The following is a 19885-nucleotide window of genomic DNA, read 5'->3' as shown; positions in this document are numbered from 1 at the left end:
TTGAATGGGGGTGTCCTGCGGCTTCCTGATCACCGTCCGTGACGACGTGCCCGGGGGCCCGCTTCCCCCGCTGACATCAAGGAGTACCAACACGTGACACTGGTGAACGACGCGGCTCCCGCAATGCGATCCACCGGTCGCAAGTTCCGCGCCTTCACGGCGAAGCACCTGGACGAGCTCACCGCTCGCGCCGGTCTGTCGCCCGAGCAGCGGCTCGCGACCCGCGCGGTCGCGACGGTCCTGCCCTTCCGGACCAACGCCTACGTCATTGAGGAGCTCATCGACTGGTCGGCCGCGCCGGACGACCCGATCTACCGGCTGGTGTTCCCGCAGGAGGACATGCTCCCCGCCGAGGACGTCGCGCGGCTGTCCGACCTGCTGCGCCGCGAGGCCCCGAAGGCCGAGATCGAGGCCGCCGCGCACGCCGTGCGGATGAGGCTGAACCCGCACCCCGCCGGGCAGCTGGAGCTCAACATCCCGAGCTTCGGGGACGGCAAGATCCCCGGGATGCAGCACAAGTACGACGAGACGGTCCTGTACTTCCCCAAGCAGGGGCAGACCTGCCACGCGTACTGCACCTACTGCTTCCGCTGGGCCCAGTTCGTCGGGGAGCCCGACCTGAAGATGGCCGGCGACGAGCCCGCCGCGCTGCGCGACTACCTGCTGGCCAACCCGCAGGTGACCAACGTCCTGTTCACCGGCGGCGACGCGATGATCATGGGCGAGCCGGTGCTGCGCCGCTACCTCGAGCCGCTGCTGGAGCTGGAGCAGCTGGAGGCCATCCGGATCGGCACCAAGTCGCTGGCGTACTGGCCGCAGAAGTTCGTCACCGACCCCGACGCCGACGACATGCTCCGGCTGTTCGAGCAGGTCGTCGAGTCCGGCAAGAACCTCGCCTTCATGGCGCACTTCTCGCACCCGCGCGAGCTCGAGCCGCTCATGGTCGCCGAGGCCTGCCGCCGCATCCGCGACACCGGCGCCGTGATCCGCACCCAGGCCCCCCTCATCCGGACGATCAACGACGACGCCGCGACCTGGGAGACCATGTGGCGGGTCCAGACCCGGATGGGCCTGATCCCGTACTACATGTTCATCGAGCGCGACACCGGACCGCAGGACTACTTCGCCGTCCCGCTCGCCCGCGCCTACGAGGTCTTCCGGGACGCCTACAAGAACGTCTCCGGGCTCTCCCGGACCGTCCGGGGCCCCTCCATGTCCGCCACCCCCGGCAAGGTGTGCGTGGACGGCGTCCTCGACCTGATGGGCGAGAAGGTGTTCGCCCTGCACTTCATCCAGTGCCGCGACGCGGACCTGGTCGGCAGGCCGTTCTTCGCGCGGTACGACCCCGACGCGGTCTGGCTGGACGACCTCAAGCCCGCGTTCGCCGACCGCTTCCCCTGGGAGAAGTAGGTACATTCCGGGCGTCGCCTGAGTACCCGTACTCAGGCGGCGCCACCGGGCCCACGGCGAGCATTGGCGGCATGTTCTCCTCTTTCTCCGCCCGCGCCCCCCGTTCCCCCCGGCCCGCCCGGGGGACGGCCTACCGGGTGCGGCTCGCCATCGCCGTCGGCTACGCCGCCGCCGTCACCGTCGCGACCGGGATCGTCCTCGCCGCCGACCTGTTCGCGGACGACCCCGGGTTCATCGGCGTCTGGCTCATCCTGGTCACCGCGCCGCTGTCGATGGTGGCCCTGGCCCTCCTCGAACTCCCCGGCGAGATGCCGCAGGCCGTCACCAACGTCCTGTTCTACGTCGCGACGACGGGGGCCGGGGTGATCCAGGCCTGGCTGATCTGGCCCGGGAGCCTGCGCCGCCGGAAGACCTCACCGTAGATGGCGCGCCAGCGCCAGGCATGACAGCAGGGACGCGGCGCCGCAGAGGGCGATGACCTGCGGCGCCGGGAGGAGGTCGCCGAGCGCGCCCGCGCCGCCGATCGCGGCGGCCTGCCCGGTCATGATCCCGGTGTTCGCCAGCCCGATCGCCTGCCCCTGCACCGCCTCCGGCGCCGCGTCCACGAGCCGGCGCTGGAGCGGCAGGTCGTAGCCGAGGCCCACCGTCCCCGCCAGCATGAGGGCGCAGGCGAGCGGGAGCGGCGGGTGGAGGCCGAACGGCAGCAGCGGCGCGCCCGTCAGCAGCGCGAGCGGGAACGCGAGCCGGTCGCGCAGGTCCGGCCGGACCCAGCGGCCGACCAGCAGGTTGCCCGCGAACATCCCGGCGGCGGCCGACGACAGCATCAGCCCCGCCGCCGCCGGGTCACCCAGCCCGCTCGCGTACGGGATCGCCATCCCCTCCGAGCCGACGGACAGCGACAGCGGCAGCCAGAAGGCCAGCAGCAGGCCCCGCGTCGTCCGGTCGCCGAGCAGCCGCCGGTTCACCCGCCACGTCTCGCGGGCCACCCCGGCACCGGCCCGGTTCGGCGCCGGCACGTCCGGCAGCCCGAACCGGGCGAGCGCCGTCGCGACGGTGGCGCTCGCGGCGGCCAGCCAGAGCGTCCCCGCCGGGGACAACGCCGCCAGCAGCAGCCCGCCGGCCGCCTGCCCGGCGATCTGCGCCCCGGCGGACGTCATCGTGAACAGCGACCGGCCCAGCACGAAGCCGTCGCCGGGCAGCAGCGCGGGCAGCCGTCCCTGCACGGCCGCGCCGCCGGCCGGCGCGAACAGCCCCAGCAGCGTGATCAGCGCGATCGTCCCGGGGAGCGGGAGGACGCCGCCCGCCAGCAGGGCCGCGACCGCGAGGCGCAGCAGGTGGTAGCCGGTGAGCAGCCGGCGCATCGGGACCCGGTCGGCCAAGGACAGCAGGAACGCGCCGCCCACCACGTACGGGAGCATGCCCGCGCAGAACACCAGCGCCGCCGCGAGCGCGGACCCGGTCCGCTCGAACGCCTGGACCGACAGCGCGATCGTCTGGATCGAGTCGCCCGCCACCCGCAGCGTCTGCAGGCCGAAAAGGGTCCGGAACTCGGGGACGCCGAAGACGTCGCGGTAGCGCGCCGGCGCGGCCGGTTCGGCGGAAGCGGTGGATGCCGTCATGGCGACCAGACTCGGGCGCCGCGACCGGCCTGGATAATGTTTCGGGGAGGAGCGAAACATGTACCGGATCGAGGTGGGCCCCGGCGACCTCGCCGCCAGCCGGTTCGGCATCGCGCCGCTGCACGAGGCGATCACCGCGATCGGCCTGGCCGCGGGGCGCGTGCCCGCCGGCCCGGTCCGTCCCTGGGTGGAGCGGGCCCGGCCCCGCTACGCGGCGATCGCCGCCGACCCGGCCGTCCGCGCGCTGGCGTTCCTGCGGCGCCGCCACGGCTACATGGCCGACTTCATCCAGCCGCCCCCGGGCCGCCCGAACCTCACGGTCGCCGAGCAGCTCGCCGTCGCCCGCGCCACCCCCGCCGGCCAGGCCCGCGAGGAGATCGCCCGGAACCTCGACGGCCTGCCCCCGCCCGAGGACGACATCCGGGCCGTCCTGCACGCCCCCGACGCCGTGCGGCGCCTCACCGACGCGCTGGAGGCCGCCTGGGGCGCGCTCGTCGAACCCGACTGGCCGGTGCTGCGCTCGATCCTCGAACAGGACATCGTGCACCGTGCCGGACGGCTCGCCGCCTACGGCTGGGCGGAGGCCCTCGACGGCCTGTCCCGGCAGGTCCGGTGGCGCGGCGGCGCGATCGAGGTCGACATCCCGGGCGATGACCCCGAAGGGGGCGCGTACCGGCTGGACGGCGCCGGGCTGATGTTCGTCCCGACCGTGTTCTCCGAACTCGGCGTCGCGCTGGAGCGGAACTGGCCGTACACGCTGATGTACCGGGCCAGGGGAGTGGCGGCCCTGTGGGAGGGCCGGGAGCCGCGCGGGGACGACGCGCTCGCCCGGCTGCTCGGCCGCACCCGCGCCGACCTGCTGCGCGCGCTGGCCGAGCCCGCCACGACGACCTGGCTCAGCGCCCGCCTCCGGGTCAGCCTCGGCGGCGTCGGCGACCACCTCGCGGTGCTGCGCGCGTCGGGCCTCGTCACCCGCGAGCGCAGCGGCCGCTCCGTCCTGTACCGGCGGACGGCCGTGGGGGACGTGCTGGTCGGCGCCTCCTGAGGCCGCCCCGGCAGGCGGGACGGCCTCAGCGGGACGGCCTCAGCCGGACGGCCTCAGGGCCGCCTCAGCGGGGCGTCAGACGCCGAACTCGGGGACGATCGTCGCGCGCGCCAGGGTGTGGGCGGTGATGTTGAAGCCCGCGACGGCGGGGGAGACGTCGGAGTCGATCCCGAGCGACTCCACGTCCAGCGCGTGCACCGTGAACACGTACCGGTGCGGGTCGCCGGGCGGCGGCGCGGCGCCGCCGAACTCCTTGTTCCCGTAGTCGTTGCGGGCGTGGATCCCGATCTTGGTGTCGGCGGTGCCCGCGCCCGTCGGCAGCTCGGTGACGTCCGCCGGGATGTCGAACAGCGTCCAGTGCCAGAACCCGCTCCCGGTCGGGGCGTCGGGGTCGTAGCAGGTCACGGCGAAGCTCTTGGTGTTCTCAGGGAACCCCGACCAGCGCAGGTGCGGGGACTGGTTGCCGCCGCTGAACCCCCAGTCGTCGAACACGTGCTTGTCGTCGAGCTGCTCGCCCTCCGTGACGTCGTCGCTGGTCACGGTGAACGACGGGACCTCGGGAAGGTGCTCGTGCGGAAGCGGTGGCCGGCCGGCCATGGCGACCTCCTCGTCAAGGGATCAGTTGTCACTCCATCTCTATCAGGCGGGTCAGGTCTTGACCGCGCCCATGGTGAACCCGGTGACGAACCGGTCCAGGAACAGGTTGAACAGGAACGCGATCGGCACGGCCGTGATCACCGTCGCGGCCTGCAGCGACTGCCAGAAGAACACGTCCCCGCGCACGAGTTGCGTCGGCACGCCGGTGCTGACCACCATCCGCGGGCTCGCCGACACGAACGCCAGCGCGTACACGAACTCGCTGGCGGTGAGCGTGAAGCTGAACACCACCACCGCGACGATCCCCGGGAACACCAGCGGCAGCACGGCCCGGGCGAACGCGCCGAGCCGGCTGTAGCCGTCCACCATCGCCTGCTCCTCGACGTCCTTCGGGACGGCCCGCAGGAACCCGATCAGCAGCCACACCGACACCGGAACGGTGATCGTCGGATACACCACGATCATCGACCAGAGGCTGTCCTCCAGGTGCAGCCACACCACGACGCGGGTCAGCGACAGGAACAGCAGCGACGGCGGCACCAGGTACACCATGAAGATCCCGATGCCCATCGGGGTGCCCCACGGCCGGTCCAGCCGCGCCAGCGAGTACGCGGCGGGCAGCGCCAGCAGCAGCGTGATCACCACGACGAGCGCCCCGACGATCAGCGTGTTCGCCACGAACGTCAGGAACGGGGTGTCGGTGAACAGGAACGTCACGTGGTCGGGCGTCGCCGGCTTGTTGAAGAAGAACGGGTCGCTCTCCGGGTTGTAGAGGTCCTGGTTCTGCTTGAACGCACTGACGAGGCTCCACAGGAACGGCAGCGCGCACACCAGCGCCGCGAGGACCGCCGCCCCGTACACGCCGCACCGCGCGGCGACGTGGCGCAGCGCGTACCGCCGCCGCAGCTTCTCGACCTCCCGCGCGGCGCGCCGCGTCGGCGCCACCGCCGTCATCAGCCCGCCTCCAGCCGCCGGACGGCCCGCAGGATCGCGATCGCGCCCGCGAGCAGCAGCGGGAACAGGAACAGCGCGATCGCCGCGCCCTGCCCGACGTCGCCGCCCTCGATCCCGCGGAAGTACGCCCACGACGCCAGCACGTCCGTGGCGTGCGTCGGCCCGCCGCGCGTCAGCACGTACGGGACGGTCATGTCGGTGAACGTCATGATCGCGCCGAACAGCCCGGCGACCGCGATCACCGGCAGCGTCAGCGGGATCGTCACCTCGAACATCCGCCGCCAGAACCCGGCGCCGTCGATCCGCGCCGCCTCGTCGATGTCGCGCGGGATCGCCACCAGCCCCGCCATCACGATCACCGCGGCGAGCGGCGTCAGCCGCCATGTCTGCACCGCGACCACCGAGCCCATCGCCGTCCACGGCCGGCCGAGCCACACCACGTTCCCGCTGATCAGCCCCGTGTGCCGGAGCACCCAGTCGACCGGCGAGTAGATCGAGTCGAGGAACCACAGCCACGAGATCGTCGACAGCGCCACCGGCGTCGTCCACGGCAGCAGCACCAGGAACCGGACGAACCACTTGCCGTGGAAGTCGGCGACCAGGATGTTCGCCAGGATCTTCCCGAACACCACGATCAGCACCATGCTGGCCCCGGTGAACACCAGCGTGTTCACCAGCGCCCGCCAGAACACCCCGTCATGGAAGATCTCGGTGAAGTTGCGGAACCCGACGAAGTCGAAGGACGGGTCGCCGGTCGTGACGTCGGAGAACGCGAACGCGATGGCCAGCAGGAACGGCACGCCGACGAGCGCGACGATGTAGACCACCGACGGCAGCAGCATCGCCCACGCCAGGAACCCCTCCCGGTCCGCGAGCCCCGCCCTCCCGCGCGCCTTCACGGCGGGCGCGGCCGTCACCGCGCGCCGCCGATCGTCGTCGGCTCCGCCCGCACGCCCTCCGCCGCGTCGAAGAACCGCAGCCGCTCCGGCTCCACAGCGAACGCGTGCGTCTCGCCCGCCGCGATCGGCGTCGCCACCGTCGCGGGCAGCCGCGCGATCACCCGGGTGTCCTCGCCGAGGCCCGTGACCGTCCCGTACACGTGCCGGTCCCCGGACAGGTACTCCAGCCGCTCGACGCTCAGCGGCATCGCCACCCGCCGGTCCGCCGGGACGGCCTCCGCCGGCAGCAGGTGCTCCGGCCGGAACCCGACCAGCCGGTCACCGCGCTTCACCAGGTTCATCGGCGGCGACCCGATGAACGTCGCGACGAACGTGTCGGACGGGTCGTCGTACACCTGCTGCGGCGTCCCCACCTGCCGCACCCGGCCGTGCTCCAGCACCGCGATCCGGTCCCCGAGGCCCATCGCCTCGGCCTGGTCGTGCGTCACGTAGATCGTCGTCGTGCCGACCCGCTGCTGGAACCGCTTCAGCTCGTCGCGCGCCGTCGCCCGCATCTTGGCGTCCAGGTTCGACAGCGGCTCGTCCAGCAGGAACACCGCCGGGTCCCGGACCAGCGCCCGGGCGAGCGCCACCCGCTGCCGCTCGCCGCCGGACAGCTGGCGCGGCTTGCGGCGCAGCAGCGGCTCGATCTCCAGCAGCTCCGCCGCCCACCGCGCCTTCTTCTCCCGCTCCGCCTTGTCCATCCGCTCGGCCCGCAGCGGGAAGACGATGTTGTCCCGCACCGTCTTGTGCGGGTACAGGGCGTACGACTGGAACACCATCGCGATCTGCCGGACCCGCGGCGGCAGCCCGTTCACCAGGTGCCCGCCGATCAGCACCTCGCCCTCCGTCGGCTGCTCCAGGCCCGCGATCGTGCGCAGCAGCGTCGTCTTCCCGCACCCCGACGGCCCGAGCAGCACCAGGTACTCGCCCGGCTCCGCGGCGAGGTCCACCCCGTCCAGCGCCCGCACCACGTCCCCGCGCCCGCGCCGCCGCGCCCGCACATGCCCGTCGAACGTCTTCACCAGCCCTTTGACCTCGACCGTGTTCATGGACGGATCAGCCGCCCACGAGGCCGCGGGCGCGCCAGTTCTTGAAGATCGCGTTGATCTGCCGCTCGGCGTCCGCGACGGCCTGCCTCGCGGACGTCTGGCCGCGGGCGGCGCGGCCGAACATGGTGGGCAGCAGGTTGGTGTTGAAGATCTCGCCGATCGCCGGGTTCGACGGGCCCGGGTAGCCGATGTTCGCGCTCCACGACGTCGCGCTCTTCAGCAGGCTCAGCTTGTTCGCCGGCTTCGCCCCGTACGGGTCGTTGTCGAGCCAGCCGTTCAGCTGCGGGACCAGCGACGGCCAGCCCGGCAGGTCGTACAGCTCCGAGTTGTACGTCACCGACGGGAAGTTCGCCGTGTAGTGCAGCAGGAACTCCTTGGCCGCCGCCGCGTGCGGCGAGTACTTCGGGATGATCCACTGCTGGATGACGTGCTGCGCGGCGAGGGCCGCCTTCGGGCCGCGCAGCGCCGGGGTGAAGAAGATGTCGTCGCCGATCGTCCGGTTGGTGCCCATCGCGGTGCGCCACGCGGAGATCGAGTTGAGGATGTAGGACGACTTGCCGGCGATCAGCGCCTGGTTGTTGGACGCCGGCACCCACGAGAACACCTCGCTGGTCTCCGCCTGCTTGAACAGCTTCGCCATGTACTCGACGGCCGCGACGGTGGCGTCGGAGTTGATCGCCACCCGCTCGTTCTCGTCCTGCACGGACCCGCCGTACGACCACAGCAGCGCCCGCGCCGCCATGTTCGAGTCGGTCTCCGGGGACAGGCCGATGCCACAGGGCACGCCGGTCGTCCGCTTGATCTCGGTGGCACCGCGGAGCAGGTCGTCCCAGCTTGACGGGCCGTTCGGCAGGCCCGCCTTCTGCCACATCGACTTGCGGTAGTCGCCGGGGTCCGGCGACCAGCCTGGGCAGTAGGCGTAGAAGTGCTTGGTGTTCGGGTTGTAGCTGGACTTGCGGCACAGCTCGAGCTGCTGCCCCCAGCGCCGGTTCGCCTCCTGCACCACGTCCGCCATGTCCAGCACGGACGGCTCGTACTGCGAGAACGGCGCGATGTGCTGGATCAGGTCATGGCCCTTGCCCGCCTGGATCTCCGACGCGGCGCGGCGCGGCACGTCCACGGTGTTGATGTGGTCGACGCGGACCTCTACGCCGACCTTCTTGCCCCAGTCCGCGAGGAACTTGTCGAACCACTTGTCGTGCCGCGGGATGAAGTGGCTCCACATGAGGATGCTGAGGGAGCCGCTCAGCTTGGACGCCGGGGCGGTGAACACCTCCTTCGGCGCCTTGCCGGTGGCCTTCGCCTCCGGCCCGCTGCTCTCGCTGGCGCACGCCGCCAGCACGCCGTAGGCGCCCGCCGCGAGCGCCGTCGAGGACAGGAAGCCGCGTCTGCTGAGCCCCTGTGCGTTGAGCCTGTGCGAATCGAGTCCGTGTCGGCTGGGGTCGGGGGTGTCGAGCCGGTCGGCCATGGGGAGTCTCCCTCGCCGCTGGAGGTCTCCCCTCGACGGTAGATCGGCGAGGGCGTCTCATCCAGAGACGATCCGGTAACTCCCCGTAACTCTGGCCGCGCGGGCCACAGCGGCATCCGCTGTGACGCGGATCACTTCCCGGCGGCCTCGGTGTAGGCCGCGATGACCTCTTCCGGGTCGCCGTCCATCCGCATCCGGCCCTCGTCGATCCAGATGACCCGGTCGCACATCTCCTTGACCGTGTCCAGCTGGTGCGCGACGAGGAAGACCGCGCCGGCCTCCTTGCGCAGCTCCTCGATCCGGGCCTTGCTCTTGCGCTTGAACTTGGCGTCGCCGGTGGCGAGCGCCTCGTCGATCAGCAGCACGTCGTGGGTCTTCGCCGCGGCGATCGCGAACCGGAGCCGCGCCCCCATGCCGGACGAGTACGTCCGCATCGGGTACTGGATGAACCCCTCCTTGAGCCCCGCGAAGTCGACGATCTTCTGGTACTGCGCCTTCGTCTGCGCCGGGGTCATCCCCATCGCCAGGCAGCCGAGCACGATGTTGCGCTCGCCCGTCAGGTCCTTCATCAGCGCCGCGTTCACGCCGAGCAGCGACGGCTGCCCGTCGGTGTACACCGCGCCGCTGTGCGGCGGCAGCAGCCCCGCGATCGCCTTCAGCAGCGTCGACTTGCCGGAGCCGTTCGTGCCGATGATCCCGACCGCCTCGCCGCGGTACGCGACGAACGACAGCCCCTTGATCGCGTGGACCTCCTTCATCGAAGGACGGTTCTTGCGGCGCAGCACCCGGGAGAACGCGCTGGCCGCGTTGCCCTTCCCGCCCGCGCCGTAGACGCGGTAGATGATGTGCAGGTCGTCGACGACGACGATCGGCTCGCGCGCGGGGTCGACGTCGATGATCGTCCCGCCGCGCACCTTGGTGTCAGCCACGGCCGTAACGCTCCTCGGCACTGAAGAAGAACAGGAACCCGCCGATCAGCGCGACCGCCGACCAGGCACCCGCGTAGATCCACAGCTGGGTGGTGGACTCGGTCAGCTTGTGCTGCACGAAGTGGCGGTAGTCGCCGAGCAGCTGGTGCCGGCTCAGCTCCACGTACACGTAGGCCGGGTTGGCCTTGAGGATCTCGCCGATCCACGGGTGGGTCTTCAGCGCGTGGCTGCGGTGCAGCAGGTCCGGCAGGCTGAAGATCACGCCGGACAGGTAGAGCCAGGTCCGCATGATGAACGGCAGCAGCTGGCTGACGTCCCGGTTGAACGCGCCGAGCCGGGCCATCACCATGCTGATCCCGACGTTGAACATCAGCTGCAGCAGCAGGACCGGGACGAACATCAGCATCTGGACGCTGATCGGCTCCCCGAACGCGAACACGATGCCGAGCAGCACGATCAGCGACAGCAGCAGCTGCTGGAACTCCACCGTCGCGATGGCGAGCGGCAGCGTCGCGCGCGGGAAGTGCAGGGCCCTGATCAGTGACAGGTTGTCGCCGACGGACTTGGATCCCGACGTGATCGAGCGCTGTGTAAACCCGAACATGAACACGCCCGTCACAAGGAAGGGAATGAAGTCGGGGACGCCGCGCTTGGTGTTGAGGAGGACGCCGAAGATCAGGTAGTAGACCGAGACGTTCAGGATCGGGGTCAGCAGCTGCCAGACCTGACCCAGTCGCGAGTCGGTGTACATCGAGATGTTCTTGGCCGAGGCGAACGCCCAGATGAAGTTTCGCCTGGCCCACACACTCTGGATGTACTTGCGCAGCGGGGGGCGCGCCGCGCTCTGCCTCAATCCGTACCGTGCGGCGTAGGCGGCCAGCGTCTCGTTCACGTGAGGAGACTCCGCGATCGTGCCGACCGACTCGCCACCCGATGAACCGAGCCGTTGCGGGTGACTCATGCCGGGAAGCCTATTGCAGTCGATGATGTGTCAGTGACGTTCACCCGCATGTGACCCCCGAACTGAGATCATTACGGAATCTTGTCGTCGCCCCTGGGGATACCCGGGGCATGCGGTCCAACCATTCTCGGTCACTGCCCGTGCTCCGCCGTCCCGGGGCCCCCTCGTCCGCCCGCACCGCTTCCCCCGCCTGGTCCCGCGGCCCGTACCGGGCGGTGCTGAGCCGGCTCGGGCGCGCCGACCGGTGGGCGTTCGACCGGGTCGCCGCGGCCCGGCTGCCCGGCCTGGAGTACGTCCTGCCCCGGCTGTCGAGGTCCGCCGATCACGGCGTGCTCTGGTTCACCACGGCGGCGGCGCTCGGGCTCACCCGGCGGCCCCGGCTGCGGCGCGGCGCGCTGCGCGGCTCGATCGCGATCGCGGTCGCGAGCCCGGTGGTCAACATCCTGGGCAAGCAGGCGTTCCGCCGGGCGCGCCCGGTCGTGGACCTGGTGCCGCCGATCCGGATCCGCTGGAAGCTGCCGACCTCGCACGCCTTCCCGTCGGGGCATTCGGCGTCCGCGGCGGCGTTCGCGGCCGGGGTGGCGCTGGAGGCGCCCGCCGCGGTGGCGGCGCCGGTCGCGGCGACCGCCGCCGCCGTCGCGTTCGCCCGCGTCTACACCGGCGCGCACTACCCGGGCGACGTGCTCGCCGGCCTCGGCATCGGCGCGCTCGCCGGGCTCGGCACGCGGCTGGTGTGGCCGGCGCGCCCTCCGGTGGCCCGCGTGACCCGGGCCGAGGGCGAGGACGTCCAGGTCACCGCTGACGGGCGCGGCGTCGTCGCGGTCGTCAACCCCGGCTCGGGCGGCTCGGGCGAGGCGACCCGCGGGATCCTGCCGGGCAGCGCCGAGGTGGCGGCCGGGCTGCTGGAGCGCGAGCTCCCGGCGGCGGAGATCGTCGTGCTGGAGCCCGGCCAGGACCTGGAGAAGGCGTTCGCGGAGGCCGCCGAGCGGGCGGACGTGCTCGCGGTCGTCGGCGGCGACGGCACCGTCAACGCGGCCGCGCGCGCCGCGCTCGACCACGACGTCCCGCTGCTGGTCGTGCCCGGCGGGACGTTCGACCACTTCGCCCGGGCGCTCGGCGTCGAGTCGCCCGCGCAGGCGATCGCCGCGTACCGGGCCGGGCGGCTCGGCCGTGTGGACGTCGCCTACGCCGCGCCCGCCACGGCCGGTTCCGGCGACGGCGGCGAGCGGCTGTTCCTGAACACGGCGAGCTTCGGCGCCTACACCGAGCTGGTCGACCGGCGCGAGCGGCTGGAGAAGCGGCTCGGCAAGTGGCCCGCGCTGGCGGTCGCCGCCGTCCGGACGCTGCGGCACGCCGAGCCCGTCGAGGCCGTCGTGGACGGGCACCGGCGGCACGTGTGGCTGGCGTTCGTCGGCAACGGCGTGTTCGGCTCGCACGGCGCCGCGCCCACGTGGCGGAAGCGCCTGGACGACGGGTGCCTGGACGTCCGCATGGTCTCCGCCGGGCGGCGGATGCCCCGCGTCCGCGCGGTCGCCGCGGTCCTCGCCGGGCACCTGCACATGGCGCCCGGCTTCCGGGCGTGGCGCGCCAGTGGTCTGGAGGTGCTCGCTGAGGGCGGCGAGCTGCGGCTGGCGCGGGACGGCGAGGTGGCCCCGGTGCCCCCGGCGATCCGGTTCGGCAAGCACTCCAGGGCCCTCGCGGTCTTCCGCCCGGAGTGCTGACCGGTCTTCCGCCCGGAGTGCTGACCGGTCTTCCGCCCGGAGTGCTGACCGGTCTTCCGCCCGGAGTGCTGACCGGTCTTCCGCCCGACGCCTGATGGGTCTTCCGGCCGGACGCCTGATGGTCTTCCGCTCGACGCCTGGCGGTTTTCCATCCGACGTCTGGCCGGCGCGGGGAGTTCGGTGAAGATTCAGCCGGCCGTAACCGCGCCCGGCGGCCGGTCGCGAGTGTCGCGGCCGGCCGCGGGAGCCGGTCCTCAGCCGAACGCGAGGCCGAGCCCGCGGAGCCCGACGACCACCGGCGAGCCGTTGTAGACGGGCTCGCCGGTGAGCGTGATCGTCCCGTACCGGGACCGGAGCTCTTCGAGGACGAGCCGCATCTCCATCCGGGCGAGCGCGGCGCCCAGGCAGAAGTGCGGGCCGTACCCGAACGCCAGTCCCGGCGCTTCGGGGCGTCTCGTGACGTCGAAACGGTCGGCATCGGGCCCGAATGCTTCCGGATCGCGGTTCGCCGACCCGTACAGCAGCATGATGTGCTCGCCGGCCTCCAGCTTCTTCCCGGCCAGGACGGCCGGGCGTGTCGCGGCGCGGAGGAAGTAGACGACCGGGGACGTCCAGCGCAGGATCTCCTCGATCGCCGTCGGCATCGCCTCCGGCCGCTTCATCGCCTCCCACTGCTCCGGGTTCTCCGCGAACGCCAGCAGCCCGCCGGAGATCGCGTGCCGGGTCGTCTCGTTCCCGGCGACGAGCAGCTGGATCAGGAACATCACCATCTCGATGTCGGTGAGCCGGTCGCCGTCCACCTCGGCCTGCGCGAGCTGCGAGATCACGTCGTCGCGCGGCGCGGCGCGCCGCTCGTTCGAGACCTCGACCAGGTAGACGCCGGCCTCCATGCGCAGCGCGGCGCGCTCCTCGTCCGACAGCTCCGGCGCCGCGCCCGGGATGATCGACTCCGACCAGCGGAAGAACCGCGGCCAGTCGTCCTCCGGGATGCCGAGCAGCAGGCAGATCACCTGCAGCGGCAGCGGGACGGCCAGCTCGGCGACCACGTCGAACGGGCGGCCCGCCTCGACCGGCTCCAGCAGCGCCCGGATCCGCTCGCGGACCGCGCCCTCCAGCCGCCGCATCGCCGACGGCCGGAACGCGGGCGCGACCAGCCCCCGGTACCGGCCGTGCTCGGGCGGGTCCGTGTGCATGATCGTCGGCGGCGTGTCGAACGGGACGCCGATCTCGTCGATCAGGATGCCGTCGCCCGACCGGTACGCCGCCGGGTCGCTCGCCACCGCGTGCACCGCCGCGTGCGACCCCGCCACCCACAGCGGCAGCGCGGGATGCCGGACGAGCCCGCCCTCCGCCCGAACGGCCTCGTACAGCCCGTACGGATGGCCCTGCGCGAAGAACCCGTCCGGAAAGCCGTCCGGGATCACTGGAGGATGCCCTGCGGTCTCGCTATCCCGGCGTCGTCGCACATCGCGTAGTAGGCGTTGAGCGTGGACTCGCCGTCCGTGACGCCGGTGATGTTGCCGTCGGCGTCGTACTCGATGAAGGCGCCTTCGAGGATGAACAGGATGTCGCTGTCCTCCTCGATGGTGAGCGTGTGGACGGAGCCGGGCGGCTCGTAGATGAACGTCCCGGCGTGGTAGTCGATGCCGTACTCCTTGTAGCGCCAGCGCCCGGAGAACGTGTAGGCGTGGACGCCGCCGGTGTGCTTGTGGGTGGGCAGCTGGAACCCCGCCTCGAAGCGGTTGCGCACCACCCAGGTGTCGGGGGAGACCCTCAGGACCTGGAGGCCGACCGGGCCGATCGTGACCCAGGGGATGTCGTCGGAGTGGACGTGGCCGACCAGGGGACCGCTCGTCTCAGTCATAAAGCAAACGCTAGGTAGGTCGTCGCGGGCGCGCAAGACCCGCGATTCGCCGCCCCGCGACCGGGTAGGAGACCGACGCCCGCGAACCGCTGGAGGAGGTACCGCACATGGCGATGGGAGTCAGCCCCGCCGAGCTCACCGACGACGACCTGCTCCGTGAGCTGGGGCACCTGTACGAGACCCGGATGGACGCGCTCCGGCACGCCGCCGACCAGGCCTACGGCGAGCACACCCAGCGGATGGCGCAGCTGGAGGCCGAGTACCTGCGAAGGCGCCCGGCCCGCGAGATCGACCCGCAGCGCCTGCGCGAGGGCGCCCGCGCCCGCTGATCCCCTACCGAGCGCCAGAGACGCCGTCGCCCGGCCGGTTCCGCGCCACCGGCCGGGCGTTCGGCATGCCCGGACGCGCCCGCGCCGGCCGTCCGGCCGCCGTCCCGCCGCAGAGCGTCGGCCTCGGGGCTCGTGTTCGTGTTGTTCCGGCAAAGGCGGGGGTGTCGGGCCGAGGCGGGGAGGAGGGTGCGGTGCCAGGATCCTGACGGGCGAGGACGCCCGGGATCCTCGGGGGGTGGATCGGTGGGACGGACCCGGCTGGGGCGGTACGGACGGACGTGGGCGGACGAGCCGGGCCTCGGGGAGTGCGTGCGGCGCTGGTGGCCGTTCGCGGTCGGCGCGCTGGCCGCCACGGGACTGCTGCTCGGCGCGTACCTGTGGGTTCCGCGCAAGTCGGGCGCGTCGGTGGCCGCCGGGGCGGTCCCCCGCGATTCCGCGCGGCCGGACGCCGGCGCCGCGTCGGCGCGGCCGATGGCGTCCTACACGACCCGGTTCCAGCCGGGGCAGCCGCGCGTCCGCAACATCGAGCTGGCCGCGCGGATGCTGGACGGGCGGGTCGTGCGGCCGGGCGCGACGTTCTCCTTCAACAAGGTGGTGGGGCCGCGGACGCGGCGGCTCGGCTACGTCCCGGCGCCCGCGATCATGGGGTCGCGGCTGGTGAAGGACGTGGGCGGCGGCATCTGCCAGGTGTCCACGACGCTGTTCAACGCGGTGTTCCGTGCGGGCCTGGACATCCGGAAGGCGCGCGCGCACACCATGTGGATGCCGGAGTATCCCGAGGGGCGCGAGGCGGCGGTGGCCTATCCGAACCTCGACTTCACGTGGAAGAACGACACGGACGCGCCGGTGCGCATCCAGGTCGGCTACACGGGGGACTCGCTGACGGTGAGCCTGTGGGGGCACCGCCGGTACGAGGTCCGGTCGCGGACGTCGAAGCGGTACGGGTTCTCGCCGTACGAGGCGGGGTCGGGACACGGGCGCCGGTGCGTCCCGATGGCGGGCCGGAAGGGCTTCAAGATCGACGTGTGGCGGACGCTGCTGTCCGCCGGCCGCCAGGTGCGGCAGGAGAAGTTCCACACCGAGTACCGCGCGCAGCCCGAGGTGACCTGCGTGTAGACCCCGGCGGGGCGCGCGCGGGAGTGCGCGGGGGCGCGTGGCAGTGTGAGGGCATGACCGTTCGAGAGGGAACGTACGAGCTGGGCCCCGGTGACGGGCGGCTGCTGCTCCGCACGAGCCGCAGCGGTCTCGGCCGGCGCGCCGGCCACGACCTGACCATCGAGGCGAGCAACTGGACGGCGGAGGCGGTGGTCCGCGAACCGCTGGAGGAGTCGTCGGGCAAGGTGGTCGTCGTGGTGGACGGCCTGGAGGTGCGGGAGGGCACCGGCGGGGTGAAGCCGCTGTCGGACAAGGACCGGCTGGACATCGCGGACAACCTCGGCAAGGTGCTGGAGGCCCGCCACCATCCGGAGATCACCTTCGTGTCGACCGCGATCGACGCGGGGGCGGGGGAGATCGAGGGCGACCTGACCATCATGGGCCGGACGAAGCCGGTCCGGGTCCGGGCGGAGATCGAGGGGGACCGGCTGCGCGGGGGGCTGACCGTGCAGCAGACCCGCTGGGGGGTCAAGCCGTTCTCGGCGTTCTTCGGCGCGCTCCGGCTCGCCGACGAGGTCGAGGTCGAGTTCGACCTGCGGCTCTCCGCGGCCGAATGATCGGCCGCCGCTGATCGCCCCCACCGGAAGATGATCATGCACTAGGGTGCGAAGCCGCGCATTCCAGGCATCTGATCTTCTGGGGGGGACGGCATGACGGCGGTGAGCAGGAGGGACTTCGGCAGGGCGGCCGGGCTGGCGGGCCTCGGCGCGGCGGCGCCCGCGCTGCTGGCGGGCTGCTCGTCCGGCGGCTCGGCGCGCGCGGCGCAGGCCGCCGCCGCGCAGGCCGCGGCGACGCGGTCGTGGCGGGCGACCGGGTCGGCGCTGGCCGGGCTCGGGGGCTTCGACGCGACGATGAAGAGCTTCATGCAGGCCCGGAACGTCCCGTGCGGGCAGCTCGCCGTCGTCCGCAAGGGAAAGCTCCTGCTGGCGCGCGGCTACACGTGGAGTTCCGACACCGGCTTCACCACGCAGCCGACGTCGCCGTTCCGCGTCGCGAGCCTCAGCAAGCCGGTCACCGCGACGGCGGTGCTGCGGCTCGTCCAGGACGGGAAGCTGAAGCTCACCGACCGCGTCGCGACGCTGCTCGGGCTCTCGACGGCCGCCGACCCGCGGCTGAAGGACGTCACCGTGCTGCGGCTGCTCCAGCACCTCGGCGGCTGGGACCGCGACATCTCGCCGGACCCGATGTTCCAGGACGCGGCGATCGCCAAGGCGCTCGGCATCGCGCTGCCGGTGAAGCAGGCGAACATCATGAAGTACGTGTCGGGGCGCAAGCTCGACCACGCGCCCGGGACGAAGTACGCCTACTCGAACTACGGCTTCATGCTGCTCGGACGCGTCATCGAGAAGGTCACCGGGCAGAGCTACGCGTCCTACGTTCAGAAGGCCGTACTGGCGCCGCGCGGCATCAAGCGGATGAAGCTCGGCCATTCGCTCACGCAGGCGAGCGGCGAGGTCCACTACTACTCCGGCTCCACCGGCACGACCGTGTTCGACAACACCGGCAAGAAGGTGCCGTTCCCGTACGGCGCGTTCAACCTCGAGAACATGGACGCGCACGGCGGCTGGCTCGCCACCGCGATGGACCTGACCCGGTTCGCCGGGATCTACGACGGCGGGACGAGCGTGCTGGCCGCCGCGTCGATCAAGCGGGCGTTCGCGAAGCCGGAGACCGGGATCAACGGCGACGGCTGGTACTACGGCTGCGGCTGGATGGTCCGCCCGGTGACCGGCGGCACCGGCATGAACACCTGGCACAACGGCAGCCTCGCCGGGACGAGCACGCTGCTCGTCCGCCGCAACGACGGGCTGGCCTGGGCCGCGCTGTTCGACCAGCGGCAGGAGGGGAGCGCGCCGAGCTACGACGACATCGACCCGGCGCTGCACAAGGCCGCGAACGCGGTGAAGACCTGGCCGACCGGCGACCTCACCTCGAAGTACTTCTAGGGCACGCGGGCGCGGGCACGGGCGGCGCGGGCGAACTGGTCGTCGAGGCTGCGCGGGAACGGCAGCATCCGGTGCCGGTCCCGCCAGGGCGCGAACTGCCGGACGGAGTTGAACCCGGCGGCGGTGACGATCCGCTCGACGCCCGGCCCGGGCGGGCCGGCGGGATAGACGTCCAGGTGGGCGACCCCATCGGGCAGGCCGTCCGGGCGGTGCGGCGAGACGAGCGTCAGCGGAGGGTCCGCGCCTTCCATGGCCGCCATGTCCCGGGCGTAGGCGAGCAGTTCGAGCGTCTCGGCGTCCGGGCCGCTGTGGACGATCACCCAGCCGTCGACGTCGAGCGGCGCGGACGGCGGGTCGTCCAGCACCAGCGGCGCGACCACGTCGGACACCGCGCGGAGGTGGGCCTCGTGGGCCGGGTCGAGGGGTTCGAGGACGTACGTCCGGTCGAAGCGCGGCGGGTCGCTGGGGAGGAGAGGCCGGTAGGCGTCCCAGCGCAGCAGCCGCGCCAGATGCGTGACCCGGATCCCGGACGGTAGCCGGGTGAGCTCGCCCTTGAGGCCGGCGGGGAACGCGTCCACGACCAGCTCGTCCGGTGCGAGCGCCGCCAGGCCCGTGGACACGGGACGCACCGTCCAGCCGGACGAGACGCGCGGGTCGGCGGCGTACGGCGAGTCCGACAGGACGACGACCTCGTCGTCCACCGCGAGGGTGTGCAGGTACGCGCGGAGCCGGGTGAGGTGCCCGAGCCCGCCGCCCGCCGCGTAGCAGGCGATCAACGCACCTCGCCGAGGACCGCGAGATACCCGGCGGTCTCGGCGGCCGGGGTGAAGTCGCGGGCGATCCGCTCGGCGCCCGCCGCGCCGAGCGCCGCCAGCTCCTCGTCGCTCGCGCGGGCCGCATGGTCGATCGCGGCGCGGCACGCGTGCGGGTCGCCGGCCGGGAACGTGAAGCCGATCGCCTCGTCCGCGACGTCGGCGAGGCCGCCCGCGTCCGAGCAGATCAGCGGCACGCCGAGCGCCGCCGCCTCCAGCGCCACGTTCGGCATCCCGTCGTAGAACGACGGCAGCGCGGCGAGGTCGCAGCTCGCGTACACCGAGGGCAGGTCGTAGCGTTCGAGGAACGGCAGGAACGAGTGCGGCACCGCGTCCTTGCGCTCGGCGAGCCACGCCGTCACCGTCTCCTCGACCTCGCCGACGAGCACCAGGTGGAACCGGCCGGCGTGCCCGGACGCGACGAGGGCGTCCAGGAAGAACCCGACGCCCTTCTTGTTCTTCAGCTGGCCGATGATCCCGATGGTCCGGCGTCCCGGCTCGACGTTCTCCGCCCGCCAGGCATGCCCGCGCTCGCGTTCCGACGGCAGGACGCGCCACTGCGCGGTGTCGACGCTGTTCGCCACGAACGTCACGGCCGCGTCCGGGACCAGCGCTTTCACCAGCGGGATGTGGTTGCGTGCCACCACGCAGACCCGCGCCGACGCGCGCAGAGCGTCCGCCAGGACGCCGCGCCTCCGCATCGAGAACACGCCGACGTCGATGTCGTTGCCGCGCAGCAGCGTGATCAGCGGCGCGTCCACGAGCCGGGCGAGGACGGGCGCCGCGAGCATCGAGTACGTCCCGCCGAACGCGACGACGTGCGTGTACGCGCCGGTGAGGTTCCCGGCGGTCAGCGTCGTCCACAGCCGGCGCAGCGCGTGCTCGGGGTCGTCGCCGAGCGGGGCGGTGAGGAGCCGCCCGCCGTGCTCGCGCGTGACGGCCCAGGGCCGCTCGCGCCGCGTCAGGTGCGCGACGTCGACCTCGACGCCGGCGCCGCGCAGCCCCCGGACGATCCGGTCGCACGAATTGGCCATCCCGCCCTGGCTCGGCGGATAGTGCTCTGTCACCCAGAGGACACGCGTCAT

At 72.4% G+C, this 19885-nt stretch carries 20 protein-coding genes; 8 read left to right on the top strand and 12 right to left on the bottom strand.

Annotated features, from left to right (window positions below):
• The first annotated feature begins 93 nt into the window (after positions 1–93).
• Positions 94–1410, top strand: a complete 1317-nt coding sequence (locus AB0C78_RS42780; protein WP_360759747.1) for a lysine 2,3-aminomutase — start codon at positions 94–96, stop codon at positions 1408–1410.
• Between the two features lie 71 nt (positions 1411–1481).
• The gene (locus AB0C78_RS42775; RefSeq protein ID WP_360759744.1) at positions 1482–1832 is read left to right on the top strand and encodes a hypothetical protein; all 351 of its coding nucleotides are present in this window, start codon (positions 1482–1484) and stop codon (positions 1830–1832) included.
• Here the strand turns inward: AB0C78_RS42775 and AB0C78_RS42770 are convergent.
• Complete coding sequence (locus AB0C78_RS42770; protein WP_360759741.1) at positions 1824–3029, bottom strand: MFS transporter; 1206 nt, start codon at positions 3027–3029, stop codon at positions 1824–1826. The two genes, AB0C78_RS42775 and AB0C78_RS42770, sit on opposite strands and share 9 nt — an antisense overlap.
• A gap of 58 nt (positions 3030–3087) precedes the next feature.
• Here AB0C78_RS42770 and AB0C78_RS42765 point away from each other — a divergent pair, with 58 nt between their 5' ends.
• Complete coding sequence (locus AB0C78_RS42765) at positions 3088–4074, top strand: winged helix-turn-helix domain-containing protein (RefSeq protein WP_360759738.1); 987 nt, start codon at positions 3088–3090, stop codon at positions 4072–4074.
• 75 nt (positions 4075–4149) lie between these two features.
• On the opposite strand, the gene AB0C78_RS42760 is transcribed toward AB0C78_RS42765, so the two are convergent.
• The 7 genes from AB0C78_RS42760 to AB0C78_RS42730 all read right to left on the bottom strand — a co-directional run bounded on the left by AB0C78_RS42760 (position 4150) and on the right by AB0C78_RS42730 (position 10904).
• Positions 4150–4671: a YbhB/YbcL family Raf kinase inhibitor-like protein gene (locus tag AB0C78_RS42760; protein WP_360759735.1), complete on the bottom strand. Its 522-nt coding sequence runs from the start codon at positions 4669–4671 to the stop codon at positions 4150–4152.
• A 51-nt stretch (positions 4672–4722) separates the two neighbouring features.
• Entirely contained in the window at positions 4723–5625 is a 903-nt protein-coding gene (locus tag AB0C78_RS42755; RefSeq protein ID WP_360759732.1) for a carbohydrate ABC transporter permease, read from the bottom strand.
• Positions 5625–6542 carry a sugar ABC transporter permease gene (locus AB0C78_RS42750; protein WP_360759729.1) on the bottom strand — a complete coding sequence of 306 codons (918 nt, stop codon included), beginning with the start codon at positions 6540–6542 and terminating at the stop codon, positions 5625–5627. The genes AB0C78_RS42755 and AB0C78_RS42750 overlap by 1 nt, the downstream gene beginning before the upstream one ends.
• The gene (locus tag AB0C78_RS42745) at positions 6539–7615 is read right to left on the bottom strand and encodes an ABC transporter ATP-binding protein (protein ID WP_360759726.1); all 1077 of its coding nucleotides are present in this window, start codon (positions 7613–7615) and stop codon (positions 6539–6541) included. Before AB0C78_RS42745 ends, AB0C78_RS42750 begins: the two co-directional genes overlap by 4 nt.
• Positions 7616–7622: 7 nt before the next feature.
• A complete protein-coding gene (locus tag AB0C78_RS42740; protein WP_360759723.1) occupies positions 7623–9083 on the bottom strand; it encodes an extracellular solute-binding protein in 1461 nt (486 codons plus the stop codon).
• Positions 9084–9214: 131 nt separating this feature from the next.
• Positions 9215–10012, bottom strand: a complete 798-nt coding sequence (locus tag AB0C78_RS42735; protein WP_225992297.1) for an ABC transporter ATP-binding protein — start codon at positions 10010–10012, stop codon at positions 9215–9217.
• On the bottom strand, positions 10005–10904 hold the full coding sequence (locus AB0C78_RS42730) for an ABC transporter permease (protein ID WP_360759720.1): 900 nt from the start codon (positions 10902–10904) through the stop codon (positions 10005–10007). Before AB0C78_RS42730 ends, AB0C78_RS42735 begins: the two co-directional genes overlap by 8 nt.
• 209 nt (positions 10905–11113) lie before the next feature.
• Here AB0C78_RS42730 and AB0C78_RS42725 point away from each other — a divergent pair, with 209 nt between their 5' ends.
• Positions 11114–12694, top strand: a complete 1581-nt coding sequence (locus tag AB0C78_RS42725; protein ID WP_360759717.1) for a diacylglycerol kinase family protein — start codon at positions 11114–11116, stop codon at positions 12692–12694.
• A 254-nt stretch (positions 12695–12948) separates the two neighbouring features.
• Here AB0C78_RS42725 and AB0C78_RS42720 read toward each other — a convergent pair whose 3' ends face one another.
• Positions 12949–14118 carry a cytochrome P450 gene (locus AB0C78_RS42720; protein ID WP_360759712.1) on the bottom strand — a complete coding sequence of 390 codons (1170 nt, stop codon included), beginning with the start codon at positions 14116–14118 and terminating at the stop codon, positions 12949–12951.
• Positions 14115–14558, bottom strand: a complete 444-nt coding sequence (locus AB0C78_RS42715; RefSeq protein ID WP_360759709.1) for a 2,4'-dihydroxyacetophenone dioxygenase family protein — start codon at positions 14556–14558, stop codon at positions 14115–14117. Before AB0C78_RS42715 ends, AB0C78_RS42720 begins: the two co-directional genes overlap by 4 nt.
• 107 nt (positions 14559–14665) lie before the next feature.
• Between AB0C78_RS42715 and AB0C78_RS42710 the strand changes: the two genes are divergently transcribed.
• From AB0C78_RS42710 to AB0C78_RS42695, 4 genes are all read left to right on the top strand, one after another.
• Entirely contained in the window at positions 14666–14887 is a 222-nt protein-coding gene (locus tag AB0C78_RS42710) for a DUF6158 family protein (RefSeq protein ID WP_151545029.1), read from the top strand.
• A gap of 243 nt (positions 14888–15130) precedes the next feature.
• Entirely contained in the window at positions 15131–16003 is an 873-nt protein-coding gene (locus AB0C78_RS42705; RefSeq protein ID WP_360759705.1) for a VanW family protein, read from the top strand.
• A 53-nt stretch (positions 16004–16056) separates the two neighbouring features.
• Entirely contained in the window at positions 16057–16599 is a 543-nt protein-coding gene (locus AB0C78_RS42700; RefSeq protein WP_360759703.1) for a YceI family protein, read from the top strand.
• Positions 16600–16692: 93 nt separating this feature from the next.
• Entirely contained in the window at positions 16693–17988 is a 1296-nt protein-coding gene (locus tag AB0C78_RS42695; RefSeq protein ID WP_360759700.1) for a serine hydrolase domain-containing protein, read from the top strand.
• On the opposite strand, the gene AB0C78_RS42690 is transcribed toward AB0C78_RS42695, so the two are convergent.
• Positions 17985–18764 carry a hypothetical protein gene (locus AB0C78_RS42690; RefSeq protein WP_360759697.1) on the bottom strand — a complete coding sequence of 260 codons (780 nt, stop codon included), beginning with the start codon at positions 18762–18764 and terminating at the stop codon, positions 17985–17987. The genes AB0C78_RS42695 and AB0C78_RS42690 overlap by 4 nt on opposite strands.
• Positions 18761–19885: a glycosyltransferase family 4 protein gene (locus tag AB0C78_RS42685; protein ID WP_360759695.1), complete on the bottom strand. Its 1125-nt coding sequence runs from the start codon at positions 19883–19885 to the stop codon at positions 18761–18763. Before AB0C78_RS42685 ends, AB0C78_RS42690 begins: the two co-directional genes overlap by 4 nt.

Origin of the sequence: Actinomadura sp. NPDC048394 (assembly GCF_040651755.1) — a bacterium.
GTDB lineage: Bacteria > Actinomycetota > Actinomycetes > Streptosporangiales > Streptosporangiaceae > Spirillospora > Spirillospora montaniterrae.
Note: the sequence above shows the minus strand (reverse complement) of the source record. Positions and strands in the feature narration are given on the sequence as shown.